Genomic DNA, 12877 nt, shown 5'->3' on the forward strand with positions numbered 1-12877 from the left:
CCATGGATGACGATCTGACACCGCTGACGCGACTGGAAGGCAAGGCCGGCCGGCGGCTCGCCGACCAGGTCTATGAGCGGTTGCTCGACGACATCGTTTCCGGCGCGCTGCCGCCGGGCACGCCGATGGCCGAGCTCGATTTGTGCGAGCGTCTCGGCGTCAGCCGCACCCCCGTGCGCGAGGCGTTGATCAAGCTCGCCGACGTCGACCTTGTGCGCATCTATCCGCAGAGCGGCAGCGTCGTGGCCCCGGTCTCGCGCGAGGCCTTTGGCGAGGCGCAGTTCATCCGCGAGCATCTGGAATGCGCGCTGGTCGCCGAGGCCGTGCGCTACATGGATGCGACCTCGTTGCGCGAGCTGAACGAGCTGATCGAGAAGCAGAAGGCTGCAGCGACGCCGGCCGAATTCTACGCCCATGACGAGGCGTTCCACCAGACCATCGCCCGTACCAGCCGGCATCCGCATGTCTGGCAGGTGATCCGCCAGACCAAGATCCATTTCGACCGCGTGCGTCATCTGACCCTGATCGAGGACGCCGGCCATATTCCGCTCCTGATCGCGCAGCATCAGGAGATCCTGGACGGGCTCGCGGCCTGCAACGAGGCGCAGGCGGTCGCGGCAATGCGACGGCATCTGCGCGAGGTGTTCCGCCGCGCCGACGGCATCTTTGCCCGTCAGGAGGAGATGGCGCAGGCCGAGCCACGGACGCGGGCCCGGCGGCGGCGCTGATCGCGCCGGCTCAGTTTTGAGAGGTAAGAGACATGGAACAGACGTGGCGCTGGTTCGGACCCGATGATCCGATCACTCTGCCGCAGGTCCGCCAGACCGGCGCGACTGGCATCGTGACGGCGCTGCACCACATCCCCTATGGTGTGGTGTGGAGCACCGACGAGATCATCAAGCGCATCGGCCTGATCGAAGGCGATTCATCGCTGCGGCTGCGCTGGAGCGTGGTCGAGAGCCTGCCGGTGTCGGAGGCGATCAAGCTGGGCGAGGGCGATCTCACCGCCCTGTTCGAGAATTATCGCCAGTCGCTGCGCAACCTCGCGGCCTGCGGCATCACCACGGTCTGCTACAATTTCATGGCGGTGCTCGACTGGACCCGCACCGAGCTCGCGTTTCGGCTTCCCGGTGGGGCCACCGCGCTGCGCTTCGACCAGGATCGCCTCGCTGCATTCGATTGCTACATCCTGCAGCGTCCGGGGGCCGAGGCGGAGTTTTCCTCCGATGTGCTCGACCGGGCCCGCGCCTGGGTGGCGCAGGCATCCGAATCCGACAAGGACCGGCTGCTCGCGACCATCATGGCCGGACTTCCCGGCGCCTACGACCGCTACGACGTGCCGGGCCTGCGCCGCATGCTGGAGACCTATCGCGGCATCGGCCATGCCGAGCTGCGTGCCAATTACGCGCGCTTCCTGCGCGAGGTGGTGCCGACGGCTGAGGAATGTGGTGTGAACCTGTGCGTCCATCCGGACGATCCGCCGCGCGACCTGTTCGGTCTGCCGCGGGTGGTGTCGTCGGCCGACGATCTGCAGTTCATCGTCGACGCCGTCCCGTCCAAGGCCAACGGCATCACCTTCTGCACCGGGGCGCTCGGCGCCAGCGGCCACAACAATGTTCCAGCGCTGGCCGAGCGCTTCGCCCCGCACATCCGCTTCGTGCACCTGCGCAACGTTACCAAGATGCTCGACGGCTCGTTCATGGAGGCGGAGCATCTGCGCGGCGATGTCGACATGGTTAACGTCGTCACGACGCTCCTCAAGGAGCAGGCCCGCCGCAAGGCCGGGGGCGAGCCGGATTGGCGCATCCCGTTCCGGCCGGATCATGGCCATGAGCTTGCCGATGACATCGGTCGCGGCACGCATCCCGGCTATCCGCTGGTCGGGCGGCTCAAGGGTCTGGCCGAGATCCGCGGCGTGATGACCGCCGTTGCCGCCATCAACCGCTTGCCGGTATGAGCCTGTCGTGATCTAGGATCGGGGCACAAGGCGAGACAGGGAGAACCGGCCCCATGCGTGCGGTCGTCATTCACGCGCCCAAGGATCTGCGCATCGACAGCTTTCCCGATCCGGCGCCGGGGGCCGGCGAGGTCCGGGTCAAGATCGAGGCCGGCGGCATCTGCGGCTCCGATCTGCACTACTACCACCACGGCGGCTTCGGCACCGTGCGCATCAAGCAGCCGATGGCGCTGGGGCACGAGATTGCCGGCGTCGTGGCCGCGGTCGGCGCCGGCGTGAGCGGCCTGTCGGAGGGCACGCGCGTTGCGGTCAATCCGAGCCTGCCATGCGGACAATGTGCGTATTGCCGCGAAGGGCTGCGCAACCAATGTCTGGACATGCGCTTCATGGGCAGCGCGATGCGCGATCCCCACATCCAGGGCGGCTTCCGCGAATATGTCACCGTCGATGCCGCGCAGGCCGTGCCGATCGCGCCGTCTTTGTCGCTCGGCGAGGCGGCGATGGCCGAGCCGCTGTCGGTCTGCCTTCATGCCGCGCATCAGGCCGGCTCGCTGCTCGGCAAGCGTGTGCTGGTGACGGGCTGCGGCCCGATCGGCGCGCTATCGATCCTGGTTGCGCGGTACGGCGGAGCTGCCGAAATCGTGACCACTGATGTCGCCGATGCCCCACTCGCGGTTGCGGGCAGGCTCGGTGCTAGTCACGCGTTCAATGTGGGGACGGAGCCGTCCGCGCTCGATCCGTGGCGGGCCGGCAAGGGCCAGTTTGACGTGTTGTTCGAGGCGTCCGGCAACCAGTCCGCGCTGCGGTCTGCGCTCGACGTGATGAGGCCGGGCGGCGTCATCGTGCAGCTCGGGCTCGGTGGCGAAATGACTCTGCCGCTTAACACGCTTGTCACGAAGGAGCTGCAATTGCGCGGCACTTTCCGCTTCGACCGCGAATTCGAGCTGGCGCTGCGGCTGATGGGCGAGGGGCTTCTGGATGTGAAGCCGCTCATCTCCGCGACCTTGCCGTTCCAGGAGGCGATTGCCGCCTTCGAACTCGCCAGCGATCGAAGCCGGTCGATGAAGGTTCATTTGACGTTTTGATGGATGGATCGACGCCGATGAAAGTCGCCTGCATCGGAGAGTGCATGGTGGAGTTCGCGCAGGAGGACGGAAGTCTGTTCCGGCGCGGTTTCGGCGGCGACACGCTCAACACGGCGCTCTATCTGGCGCGGCTCGGCGTGCCCACCTCCTATGTCACTGCGCTCGGCGACGATCCGTTGAGCGCGATGATGCTGGCGGCATGGCAGGCGGAGGGCATCAACACCGCCGAGGTGCTGCGGGTCGATGGTCGCGTGCCCGGCCTCTATATGATCGAGCGCGACGCCAAGGGCGAGCGCAGCTTCCTCTATTGGCGCGACCGCGCCCCGGCTCGCGAATTGTTCGACCGCGCCGATCCCGCGATGCTCGACCGGCTGTCGCGCTTCGACCTGATCTATCTCTCAGGCATCAGCCTGTCGCTGTACAGCGAGACCGGCAAGGCCAAGCTGCGCGAGCTCCTGACGGTGGCCCGCAAGCGCGGCGCGCGCGTCGCGTTTGACGGCAATTACCGGCCCCGCGGTTGGCCCAGCCGCGAGGCGGCGCAACGCGCGTTCCGGGCGATCCTGCCGCTGGTCGATCTGGCGCTGCCGACGCTGGAGGACGAACAGATGCTGTTCGGCGATTCCGACGTGTCGGTCAGCCTGCGCCGCTTCAAGGATGCAGGGGTCAGGGAGATCGTCGTCAAGCGCGGCGCGCGCGGCTGCCTGATCGACGCCGACGGCGTGCTGGTCGACATCACGCCGCCGCAGGTGATGCAGCCCGTCGATACGACCGCGGCCGGCGATTCCTTCAATGCGGCCTATCTCGCCGCGCGTCTCAATCGGGTGCCGCCGCGCAAGGCCGCGCTCGCAGGCCACCGGCTCGCCGGAGCCGTGATCATGTCGCCGGGCGCGGTGATCCCGCGCGCGGCGATGCCGAAGGACATTCTGGTGCAGAGCGAAACATGATGAGCATTCCGGACAAGCGTACGAAGCTCGCTGGCATCCTAGCGCTCGCGCCGGTGATCCCCGTGATCACGATCGAGGACGCCGCGCAGGCGGTGCCGCTGGCACGTGCCCTCATTGCCGGCGGCCTGCGGGTCATCGAGATCACGTTGCGGACGCAGGCCGGTCTCGATGCCGCGCGCGCGATCATCGAGGAGGTGCCGGACGCCGTGGTCGGCATCGGAACGGTGCTGACGCCCGCGGACTATGACCGTGCCGCCAGGCTCGGGGCCGCCTTTGCGATCAGTCCGGGCCTGTCGATCGACCTGCTGGACGCCGCGAATGAAGGCGAGCTGCCGTTTGCGCCGGGCGTCCAGACCCCGTCCGATCTCATCGCCTGTGTCACGCGCGGCTACGAGCTGGTCAAGTTCTTCCCCGCAATGCCGGCCGGCGGCCTCGCCGCGCTCGATGCGCTGGGTGGACCATTCCCGACCGTGCGCTTCTGCCCGACCGGCGGCATCAATGCCGGCAATGCGGCGCAGTGGCTGGCGCACAAGAAAGTCGTCGCGCTCGGCGGCTCCTGGATCGCGCCTGCGGCCGACATCACGGCCGGCGCCTGGTCCGCGATCGAACAGCGTGCCCGCGCGGCAGCGGCCCTGCGCTGAGGGGCTGGATACAACTTCAGATTTTGCTACAGTGGCCCGCCATATCTTGGCGGGCTTTTTGTGCGCTTAGGCGCGGTTTCTTACAGCGCAGGCCAAAAAGTATTACAGTCAAATAATATGACTAGTCAGGCCTGATGTTCCGTGGAATAACGGGCGCGTCGGCTGTTGCGGCCGGCTCAAGAGGTGCGACGACACCGCATGCTGCGGCGGCGCACCCAGAATAGATATTGTGGGAGAACGCCTGATGACCCTGAAAGCCCTCTTTGCGGCGTCCGCGACGGCCGCCTTGTTGCTTGCCACCTCCGCCAGCGCCGCCGAATTGACCGTCGGCTTTTCGCAGATCGGATCCGAGTCCGGCTGGCGCGCGGCCGAGACCTCGGTCTCGAAGTCGGAAGCGGCCAAGCGCAAGATCAACCTGAAGATTGCTGACGCCCAGCAGAAGCAGGAAAACCAGATCAAGGCGATCCGATCCTTCATCGCCCAGAACGTCGACGCGATCTTCCTCGCGCCGGTCGTGGCCTCGGGCTGGGATGCCGTGCTGAAGGAAGCCAAGGAAGCCAAGATCCCGGTCGTGCTGCTCGACCGCGACATCGATCCCTCGGGCAAGGACCTCTATCTGACCGCCGTCACCTCCGACAGCGTGCATGAGGGCGAAGTGGCCGGCGAATGGCTCGCCAAGACCGTCGGCGGCAAGGCCTGCAACGTGGTCGAACTGCAGGGCACGGTCGGCGCCAGCGTCGCCACCAACCGCAAGAAGGGTTTTGACGCCGTCATTGCCAAGAACGCCAACCTGAAGGTCGTGCGCAGCCAGACCGGCGACTTCACCCGTGCCAAGGGCAAGGAGGTGATGGAAAGCTTCATCAAGGCCGAGAACGGCGGCAAGTCGATCTGCGCGGTCTATGCCCATAATGACGACATGATGGTCGGTGCGATCCAGGCGATGAAGGAAGCCGGCCTCAAGCCCGGCAAGGACATCCTGACCGTCTCGATCGATGCCGTGCCGGATATCTTCAAGGCGATCTCAGCCGGCGAAGCCAACGCCACCGTCGAGCTCACGCCGAACATGGCGGGCCCGGCTTTCGACGCTATCGTCGCCTTCAAGGAGAAGGGCACCGTGCCGCCGAAATGGATCCAGACCGAGTCGAAGCTCTACACCGCTGCTGACGATCCGCAGAAGGTCTACGACAGCAAGAAGGGGCTCGGCTACTGAGCCGCACGATACTGACGTCGTCCTGGCGTACGCCGGGACGACGACTGTCGAGGTGCCGGCCAAGTCGTCCGCGAAGTAGTCAAGTCGTTCGTCATGTCTGATAGTTCAGCTCCACCGGCAGCGCGGCCCTCTCTTCTGGAGATCCGTGGCCTGACCAAGAGCTTCGGTGCGCTGAAGGCGCTGCAGGATGTCGACTTCACGCTCGGTGAGGGCGAGATCCATGCGCTGCTCGGCGAGAATGGTGCCGGCAAGTCGACCTTGATCAAGGTCGTCACCGGCGTGTTCGCGCGCGATGCAGGAACTGTCCGTCTCGCCGGCGATGAGATCGCGCCGCGCTCCGCCAAGGATGCCGTCGAGGCCGGCATCGCCACCGTCTATCAGGAAGTGAACCTGCTGCCGAACCTCTCGGTGGCGCAGAATCTCTATCTCGGCCGGCAGCCGACGCGCTTCGGCGTCGTGCGGCAGGCCGAGATGCGGCGGCGCGCGCATGCGCTGCTGCTCGATTACGGCCTGGATATCGATGTCGGCGCGCCCTTGGCGAGCTATTCGGTGGCGGTCCAGCACATCACGGCGATCGCGCGCGCGGTCGATCTGTCGGCGCGCGTCCTCATTCTCGACGAGCCGACTGCGAGCCTCGATCGCCACGAGGTCGAAATTCTTTTCAGGGTAATGCGAAAGCTCGCAGCTGATGGCATCGGCATCGTCTTCGTCAGCCATTTCCTCGATCAGGTCTACGAGATCTGCGATCGTGTCACCGTGCTGCGCAATGGCCGCCTGATCGGCACCCGCGACATCACCGATCTGCCGCGGCTCGACCTCATCCGCATGATGCTGGGGCGGGAATTGGCCGAGACCACCCACGAACGCGCCGCGAGCCAGCCCGACACGGCGCGCGAGGTCTGCGTCAGCTTCAAAGGCTTTGGCAAGCAGGGCTATGTGGCGCCGTTCGACCTGGAGCTTCGCCGCGGCGAGGTGGTCGGGCTGGCCGGCCTGCTCGGCTCGGGACGAACCGAAACGGCAAGGCTCGTGTTCGGGGCCGAGCGCGCCGACAGCGGCGAAGCCAGTGTTGCGGGCAAGGCTGTCAGGCTGAACTCGCCGCGCGACGCCGCAGGCCTCGGCTTCGGCTATTGCCCGGAGGAGCGCAAGACCGAGGGCATCGTTGCCGATCTCACCGTCCGCGAGAACATTGTGCTGGCGCTGCAGGCCCGGCGCGGCCTGCACCGTCCGCTGTCGCGGCGTGAGCAGGACGAGATCGCGATGCGCTACATCCGCATGCTCGACATCAGGCCGCCTGATCCGGAGCGTCCGATCGGGCTGCTGTCGGGCGGCAATCAGCAGAAGGCGCTATTGGCGCGCTGGCTCGCCACCTCGCCGAAGCTGCTGGTGCTCGATGAGCCGACCCGCGGCATCGATGTCGGCGCCCACGCCGAGATTATCCGCCTCGTCCGCGACTTGTGCGAGCAGGGGCTGGCGCTGCTGGTGATTTCGTCCGAGCTCGACGAGATCGTCACTTATTCCAACCGCGTTGTCGTGCTGCGCGACCGCGCCCATGTCGAGGAGCTGAAGGGCGACGCTGTCGAGGTCTCCAGCATCCTCGCGGCGATCGCGGCCGATGCGCCGACCGCGCAGGAGGTCGCATCATGACGCTCCGGATCCCGCGCCGCGGCCTCGCGCAGGCATTTGCGCTGATCGTGATCCTGATGATCGATCGCGCGGTGTCGCCGCAATTCTTCAACCTGCATCTGCAGGATGGCCGGCTGTTCGGCAGCGTCATCGACGTGCTCAATCGCGGCACGCCGGTGGCGCTGCTGTCGCTCGGCATGGTGCTGGTGATCGCGACCGGTGGCATCGATCTGTCGGTCGGCGCCGTGATGGCGATCGCGGGCGCCACCGCGGCGAGCCTCGCCGACACGCATTCGCTGCCGGTGGTGATCGGCTCCGCGCTCGCCGTCGGCCTGGCGTGCGGATTGTGGAACGGCATTCTCGTCGCCGTGCTGCGCATCCAGCCGATCGTGGCGACGCTCATCCTGATGGTGGCGGGCCGCGGCATCGCGCAGCTCATCACCGAGGGGCGCATCGTCACTTTCACCTCGCCCGACCTGGTCTGGATGGGCAACGGCGCCGTGCTCGGCCTGCCGACGCCGATCGTGATCGCCATCGGCATGCTGCTCCTGACGGGAGCGGTCGTGCGCGGCACCGCGCTGGGGCTCTTGATCGAGGCGACCGGCGGCAATGCCCGCGCCAGCGAGTTGTCGGGCGTCGGTACCCGCGCCATGATCCTCTCGGTCTATGTCTGGTGCGGCATCTGCGCCGCGCTCGCCGGCGTCATCGCCGCCGCCGACATCATGGGCGCGGATGCCAACAATGCCGGCCTCTGGCTCGAGCTCGATGCCATCCTCGCTGTGGTGATCGGCGGCACCTCGCTGTTCGGCGGCCGCTTCAGCCTGGTGCTGGCGGTGGCCGGCGCAATGATCATCCAGGCCATGAACACCGGCATTCTGCTGTCCGGCTATCCGCCGGAGCTCAATCTCCTGGTGAAGGCCGTTGTCGTGCTCGCCGTCCTCCTGGCGCAGTCGCCGCGCCTTGGCGATCTCTCGCGCTTCACCGCGCGCTGGCGGAGGAGCAAACCATGAAGGCCTCGACCTCGGTCGCCATCACCGCCGCAGTGCTCGTCGCCGGTTTTGCGCTGTGCGCGCTGCAATTTCCGAACATCGCCTCGACGCGCGTGGTCGCCAATCTGCTCACCGACAATGCCTTCCTCGGCATCGTCGCGGCCGGCATGACCTTTGTCATCATCTCCGGCGGCATCGACCTCTCGGTCGGCTCGGTGATCGGCTTCACCACGGTGTTCGTTGCGCTCGCCGTCGAGCGCTGGGGCATCCCGCCGTTTGCGGCGTTCGCGCTGGTGCTCGTGCTGTGCGCGCTGTTCGGCGCAGCGATGGGCGCGGTCATCCACGTGTTCGATCTGCCGCCCTTCATCGTAACGCTCGCCGGAATGTTCCTGGCGCGCGGCATCAGCTTCCTGCTCTCGACCGAATCGATTCCGATCACCGCGCCGATCTACAGCGCCGTCTCTGATTTCGCGATCCGGCTTCCTGGAGGAGGGCGGCTCACCGCGATCGCGATCGCCATGCTCGCGATCCTCGTGCTCAGCGCGCTTCTGCTGCACCTCACCCGCTTCGGGGCCAATGTCTACGCGCTCGGCGGCAGCCGCACCGCGACGGCGCTGATGGGCATTCCGGTGGGATCAATGACCATCCGGATCTATATGCTGTCGAGCGTGCTCGCGGGCCTCGCCGGCATCGTCTTCTCGTTCTATACGGCAGCCGGCTATTCGCTCTCCGCTGTCGGCGTCGAACTCGACACGATCGCGGCCGTCGTGATCGGCGGAACCTTGTTGACGGGCGGCCAGGGCTCCGTCATCGGCACCTTCCTCGGCGTCCTGATCCAGGGCATGATCCAGACCTACATCAATTTCGACGGCACGCTGTCGAGCTGGTGGACCAAGATCGCCACGGGGGTTCTGTTGTTCGTCTTCATTGCGCTGCAGCAAGGTCTGATGGCGCTCGCGCGCCGCTCGTCCGTCAAGCCCCCAGGGGTCAAACCCGTGGGGGTGAGCACGTGACCACGTCGCACATCGTCTCGATTCCGACGCGGCGCGCCCATTCCAACCATGCCGAGGTCGCCCGCAGCATCGGCATCGATATCATCTCCGGCCGTCTGGCCGAGGGCGCGCGCCTGCCGGGCGACGCCGAGCTGACGGCGACGTTCGGCGTGTCGCGCCCGGTGCTGCGCGAGAGCGTGAAGACGCTGGTCGCGAAGGGACTGCTGTCAACCAAGGCCCGCGTCGGCACCGTGGTGCGCGGGCGCTCGGACTGGAACATGTTCGATCCGGACGTGCTGGCCTGGCACCTCGACGCCGGCATCGACAAGCGCTTCCTCGCCGACCTCGCCGAGATCCGCCTGGCGATCGAGCCGCGCGCGGCGGCGCTGGCTGCCGAACGGCGCAGCGACGGCGACGTGGCGGCGATGCGCATGGCGATGGCGCAGATGGAGCGCGAGCCGTCGACCTCGGTCGCCTTCGCCGACGCCGATCTTGCGCTGCATATCGCGGTGGCCAATGCCTCCGGCAACCCGTTCATGCGCTCGATCGGCGCGGTCATCGAGGCGGCGCTGCGCGCCTCCTTCGTATTGAGCGCGCCGGTGGAGACCGCCGATCGCGACACCGTGCTGGTCTGGCACCAGCGCATCATCGACGCGATTGCCGACGGCAATCCCGAGGCCGCCTCCGAGGCCATGATCGAAGTCATCTACAACGGCCGGCGACGTCACGCGCAGTCGGCTGCACGAACGGACCAGCAATGAGCAACGACAAGTCAGACAAGCAGCTGCGCAGCCAGGCGTGGTTCGGCCGCCAGGACAAGATGGGCTTCTATTATCGCTCATTCCTGAAGAACAGCGGCACGCCGCAGGACCGCTTCGAGGGGCGCCCGGTCATCGGCATTTGCAACACCTGGTCGGAGCTGACCCCGTGCAACGCGCATTTCCGCGTCATCGCCGAGCATGTGCGTCAGGGCGTGCTCGATGCCGGGGGCTATCCGCTGGAGTTCCCGGTCTCCTCGCTCGGCGAAGTGACGATGCGTCCGACCGCGATGCTGTTCCGCAACCTCGCCTCGATGGACGTCGAGGAGGCGATCCGCGCGCATCCGCTCGACGGCGTCGTGCTCTTGATGGGCTGCGACAAGATCACGCCGGCGCTCCTGATGGGCGCGGCCTCGGCCGACCTGCCGGCGATCGGCGTCTCCGGCGGCCCGCAATTGCGCGGTGTCTATCGTGGCCAGATCATCGGCTCCGGCACTAACATCATCTCGATGAGCGAGCAGCTGCGCGCCGGCGAGATCACGCTGAAGGAATTCCACGAAGCCGAAGCGGGCATGAACCGGTCCGCCGGCAGCTGCATGACCATGGGCACGGCCTCGACGATGGCCTCGATGGTCGAGGCGCTCGGCATCGGCCTGCCGGAGAATGCTGCGATCCCCGCCGCCGACGCGCGGCGCAACCTGCTGGCCCGCATGGCCGGGCGGCGCATCGTCGAGATGGTCGGAGAAGACCTGAAGCCCTCGGACATTCTCACGCGTCAGGCGTTCGAGAATGCGATCCGCACGCTGGCCGCGATCGGCGGCTCGACCAATGCGGTGGTGCATCTGCTCGCTATCGCTGGCCGCGTCGGCGTCGAGTTGACGCTCGACGATTTCGACCGTCTGTGCCGCGACGTGCACTGCCTGGTCGACCTGATGCCGTCGGGCCGCTTCCTGATGGAGGACTTCTACTACGCCGGCGGCCTCCCGGCGGTGCTGCGCGCACTCGGCGAGCGCGGCCTGCTGCACAAGGATGCGCGCACTGTGAACGGCAAGACGTTGTGGGACAACGTCGCCGACGCGCCCAACTACAACGCCGAGGTGATCACGCCGTTCGAGACGCCGTTCAAGTCCGAAGCCGGCATCGCCATCCTCACCGGCAACCTCGCGCCCAATGGCGCCGTCATCAAGCCGTCGGCGGCCTCGCCAGAGCTGATGAACCACACCGGACGCGCGGTCGTGTTTGAAAGCGTCGAGGAGATGCATGACGCCGTCGACGACGACACGCTCGACATCGATGCGTCCTGCATCATGGTGCTGAAGAATTGCGGGCCGAAGGGCTATCCCGGCATGGCCGAGGTCGGCAACATGCCGCTGCCGGCCAAGCTGCTGCGCGAGGGCGTGCGCGACATGATCCGGATCTCGGATGCCCGCATGTCCGGCACCGCCTATGGCACGGTGGTGCTGCACGTGGCGCCGGAGGCGACCGTCGGCGGACCGCTGGCGCTGGTGAAGAACGGCGACATGATCACGCTCGACGTCGCCGCGCGCCGGCTGCATCTGCATGTCAGCGACGAGGAGCTCGCCACGCGCCGCGCCGCCTGGACGCCACCGAAGCCGCACGCGTCGCGCGGCTATCAGAAGCTCTACATCGATCACGTGCTGCAGGCCGATCGCGGCGTGGATTTCGACTTCCTGGTCGGCCGCACCGGTTCGCCCGTGCCGCGCGACAATCACTAAGAGGGGCCGCATGACCGCATCATCCAGAAAGCTCTACAAGGGCGTCTTCCCGGTCGCGCCGACCATCTTCGACGCCGACGGCCGTCTCGATCTCGAGGGCCAGAAGCGCGCGATCGACTTCATGATCGATGCCGGCTCCCACGGCATCTGCATCCTCGCCAATTTCTCCGAGCAGTTCGTGCTGACCGATGACGAGCGCGATCTCGTCATGACCACCGTGCTGGAGCATGTCGCGGGACGCGTGCCGGTCATCGTCACGACCACGCATTTCTCGACCTTCGTCTGCGCGGAGCGCTCGCGCCGCGCGCAGGACAAGGGAGCCGCCATGGTCATGGTGATGCCGCCCTATCACGGCGCCACCTTCCGCGTCCCTGACAGCTCGATCTACGAATTCTATCGCGGCGTCTCGGATGCGATCTCGATTCCGATCATGGTGCAGGATGCGCCGGTCGCCGGCACGCCGCTGTCGGTGCCGCTGCTGGCGCGCATGGCCAAGGAGATCGAGAACCTCGCTTATTTCAAGATCGAGGTGCCGCGGGCCGCCGATAAGCTGCGTGCGCTGATCGAGGCGGGTGGCGCGGCCATCGAAGGCCCGTGGGACGGCGAGGAGGCGATCACTTTGATGGCCGATCTCGACGCCGGCGCGACCGGCGCGATGACCGGCGGCGGCTATCCGGACGGCATCCGCAAGATCATCGATCCCTATTTTGCCGGCGATCGCGAAGCTGCGGCCGCGGCCTATGAGCGCTGGCTGCCGCTGATCAACTACGAGAACCGGCAGTGCGGCCTTGCGACCTGCAAGATCCTGATGAAGGCGGGTGGCGTGATTCGCCATGATACCTTGCGCAGCCCCCAGCCGCCGATTCATCCGGCGACGCAAACGGGCCTGCTCGAGATCGCGCGCCGGCTCGACCCGGTCGTGCTGCGCTGGGGACGCTAGAG

General features: G+C 66.8%; 12 protein-coding genes. All 12 read left to right on the forward strand.

All coding sequences use genetic code 11. The annotated features are described in order from the left end of the window. The first annotated feature begins 2 nt into the window (after positions 1-2). The 12 genes from BBTA_RS09885 (at position 3) to BBTA_RS09940 (ending at position 12875) form a co-directional block, all read left to right on the forward strand. Positions 3-728: a GntR family transcriptional regulator gene (locus BBTA_RS09885; protein ID WP_012042339.1), complete on the forward strand. Its 726-nt coding sequence runs from the start codon at positions 3-5 to the stop codon at positions 726-728. 32 nt (positions 729-760) lie between these two features. Next, positions 761-1957, forward strand: a complete 1197-nt coding sequence (gene uxuA / locus BBTA_RS09890) for a mannonate dehydratase (RefSeq protein ID WP_012042340.1) — start codon at positions 761-763, stop codon at positions 1955-1957. A 53-nt stretch (positions 1958-2010) separates the two neighbouring features. Further along, complete coding sequence (locus BBTA_RS09895) at positions 2011-3042, forward strand: L-idonate 5-dehydrogenase (protein WP_012042341.1); 1032 nt, start codon at positions 2011-2013, stop codon at positions 3040-3042. A gap of 47 nt (positions 3043-3089) precedes the next feature. Beyond that, the gene (locus BBTA_RS09900; protein WP_012042342.1) at positions 3090-3986 is read left to right on the forward strand and encodes a sugar kinase; all 897 of its coding nucleotides are present in this window, start codon (positions 3090-3092) and stop codon (positions 3984-3986) included. Further along, positions 3983-4627 (forward strand): bifunctional 4-hydroxy-2-oxoglutarate aldolase/2-dehydro-3-deoxy-phosphogluconate aldolase, encoded by a 645-nt coding sequence (gene eda / locus BBTA_RS09905; RefSeq protein WP_012042343.1) that lies wholly within the window; start codon positions 3983-3985, stop codon positions 4625-4627. Before BBTA_RS09900 ends, eda begins: the two co-directional genes overlap by 4 nt. 244 nt (positions 4628-4871) lie before the next feature. After that, entirely contained in the window at positions 4872-5837 is a 966-nt protein-coding gene (ytfQ, locus tag BBTA_RS09910; protein ID WP_041750519.1) for a galactofuranose ABC transporter, galactofuranose-binding protein YtfQ, read from the forward strand. Positions 5838-5930: 93 nt separating this feature from the next. Continuing rightward, positions 5931-7481, forward strand: a complete 1551-nt coding sequence (locus BBTA_RS09915) for a sugar ABC transporter ATP-binding protein (RefSeq protein WP_012042345.1) — start codon at positions 5931-5933, stop codon at positions 7479-7481. Further along, positions 7478-8470, forward strand: coding sequence for an ABC transporter permease (locus BBTA_RS09920; RefSeq protein ID WP_012042346.1), 993 nt, complete (start codon positions 7478-7480; stop codon positions 8468-8470). Before BBTA_RS09915 ends, BBTA_RS09920 begins: the two co-directional genes overlap by 4 nt. After that, positions 8467-9462 (forward strand): galactofuranose ABC transporter, permease protein YjfF, encoded by a 996-nt coding sequence (gene yjfF, locus BBTA_RS09925; protein ID WP_012042347.1) that lies wholly within the window; start codon positions 8467-8469, stop codon positions 9460-9462. The genes BBTA_RS09920 and yjfF overlap by 4 nt, the downstream gene beginning before the upstream one ends. Next, positions 9459-10202, forward strand: coding sequence for a FadR/GntR family transcriptional regulator (locus BBTA_RS09930; protein ID WP_012042348.1), 744 nt, complete (start codon positions 9459-9461; stop codon positions 10200-10202). Before yjfF ends, BBTA_RS09930 begins: the two co-directional genes overlap by 4 nt. Then, positions 10199-11935 carry an IlvD/Edd family dehydratase gene (locus BBTA_RS09935; RefSeq protein WP_012042349.1) on the forward strand — a complete coding sequence of 579 codons (1737 nt, stop codon included), beginning with the start codon at positions 10199-10201 and terminating at the stop codon, positions 11933-11935. The genes BBTA_RS09930 and BBTA_RS09935 overlap by 4 nt, the downstream gene beginning before the upstream one ends. A 10-nt stretch (positions 11936-11945) precedes the next feature. Then, positions 11946-12875, forward strand: coding sequence for a dihydrodipicolinate synthase family protein (locus BBTA_RS09940; protein ID WP_012042350.1), 930 nt, complete (start codon positions 11946-11948; stop codon positions 12873-12875). The last annotated feature ends 2 nt before the right edge of the window (positions 12876-12877 follow it).

The organism is Bradyrhizobium sp. BTAi1, assembly GCF_000015165.1.
GTDB classification, from domain to species: domain Bacteria; phylum Pseudomonadota; class Alphaproteobacteria; order Rhizobiales; family Xanthobacteraceae; genus Bradyrhizobium; species Bradyrhizobium denitrificans.

Bases quoted from the DNA above. Each gene is read 5' to 3' on its own strand.
- BBTA_RS09885 (WP_012042339.1), top strand. From the start codon at position 3: ATGGATGACGATCTGACACCGCTGACGCGACTGGAAGGCAAGGCCGGC.
- uxuA (WP_012042340.1), top strand. From the start codon at position 761: ATGGAACAGACGTGGCGCTGGTTCGGACCCGATGATCCGATCACTCTG.
- BBTA_RS09895 (WP_012042341.1), top strand. From the start codon at position 2,011: ATGCGTGCGGTCGTCATTCACGCGCCCAAGGATCTGCGCATCGACAGC.
- eda (WP_012042343.1), top strand. From the start codon at position 3,983: ATGATGAGCATTCCGGACAAGCGTACGAAGCTCGCTGGCATCCTAGCG.
- ytfQ (WP_041750519.1), top strand. From the start codon at position 4,872: ATGACCCTGAAAGCCCTCTTTGCGGCGTCCGCGACGGCCGCCTTGTTG.
- BBTA_RS09915 (WP_012042345.1), top strand. From the start codon at position 5,931: ATGTCTGATAGTTCAGCTCCACCGGCAGCGCGGCCCTCTCTTCTGGAG.
- BBTA_RS09920 (WP_012042346.1), top strand. From the start codon at position 7,478: ATGACGCTCCGGATCCCGCGCCGCGGCCTCGCGCAGGCATTTGCGCTG.
- yjfF (WP_012042347.1), top strand. From the start codon at position 8,467: ATGAAGGCCTCGACCTCGGTCGCCATCACCGCCGCAGTGCTCGTCGCC.
- BBTA_RS09935 (WP_012042349.1), top strand. From the start codon at position 10,199: ATGAGCAACGACAAGTCAGACAAGCAGCTGCGCAGCCAGGCGTGGTTC.
- BBTA_RS09940 (WP_012042350.1), top strand. From the start codon at position 11,946: ATGACCGCATCATCCAGAAAGCTCTACAAGGGCGTCTTCCCGGTCGCG.